This is a genomic window from Sphingomonas sp. RB1R13, assembly GCF_036663775.1.
In the GTDB taxonomy this organism is placed as follows: Bacteria; Pseudomonadota; Alphaproteobacteria; order Sphingomonadales; family Sphingomonadaceae; genus Sphingomicrobium.
The window spans coordinates 1-1,126 of record NZ_JAXOJM010000083.1; the positions used below are offsets into that span (position 1 = coordinate 1).

Genomic DNA, 1,126 nt, shown 5'->3' on the forward strand with positions numbered 1-1,126 from the left:
GGGAAGATTTCGGTCGGGCGACGGTCGCGCAGATTCTGGTTGGTGAAGTCGAAAAAGCCCTCGCCATGGAATTCGTTGGTGCCCGACTTGGTGCCCGCGATGATCGCGACCGAGCTGACTTGGTCCAGCTCCGCCTTGTAGTTGGACGACAGCACCTGATACTCGCCGATCGCGAGCTGCGGGAACGGGTTGCCGGGCGAGCTGTCCTGCCCGGTCAGGCCGCCGCGCAGCACGTAATCCTTCTGGCTGACGCCGTCGATGAAGACGTTGACCGAGTTCGACCCTTGCGCCCCGCCCTGGATGCGCGAGCTGCCGTCCGAGCTTTCGATAAAGCGCACGCCGGGTGCGAGATCGGCGAAGGCCAGGAAGTTGCGGCTGTTCTGCGGCAGCTGCTCGATCAGGCGCGGCGTGATGTTGATGCCGACCTGCCCGCCAGACAGCGAGCGGATACGGCTGCCGGTGACGATGATGTCGCCCTGCTGCGCTTCGGCGGGCGGCGGCGCTGCCTCACCAATGGTGGTGTCGCCCGGCGCGGGCTGTGCAGGGGCCGGAGGGGTGGTCAGGTCGAGGTCTAGCCCGGCATTCTGCCCGACGCGCAAGGTAAACTGATCGGAATTGCGCGTGCCTAGCTTCAGGCGGATTTCCAGCCGGTACGACCCCGCCCGCAGCGACGGGAAGTTATAGCTGCCGTCCGCGCCGGGGACGACGGTGCGACGAAAGCCGGTATCGGCCTCGATCAGGGTCACGTCCTGCACGGGATTGTCGGGTGCGCTGCGGATCACGCCACGCAGCGCGGCCTGCCCGGCCTGGGCGGCGGCGGGCGCGCTCCACATCGTCGCGGTTCCCAGCCCCGCGAGCATCGTCGCGCCCGCGAGCGCCAGCCTGAATGCGTTCCTCTTCATAACCCTATCCCCTGTCGGTTTCTCTTGTTGTTTCACGCACCATCAGATGCGGCACGATCACCTCGTCCGCCGTGGTCACCCGGCCTTCCGAAGGCGGTTCGCGCTTCGCCGCGATCTGCTCGGCAAGATGGGTCACGGCGCGCGCGCCCATCGCCGCGATGTCGATCGCGACGCTGGTCAGCGCGGGGCTCACCAGCCGGGCCAGCGGAATGTCGTCGAACCCG

At 67.4% G+C, this 1,126-nt stretch carries 2 protein-coding genes; both read right to left on the minus strand.

What is annotated here, in order from left to right; all coding sequences use genetic code 11:
- Positions 1 to 860 (minus strand): TonB-dependent receptor (locus U1700_RS15070; RefSeq protein WP_332753490.1); only part of this gene is annotated, 860 nt, incomplete at its 3' end.
- Between the two features lie 46 nt (positions 861 to 906).
- On the minus strand, positions 907 to 1,126 hold a 220-nt coding region (locus tag U1700_RS15075), incomplete at its 5' end, for a substrate-binding domain-containing protein (RefSeq protein WP_332753491.1).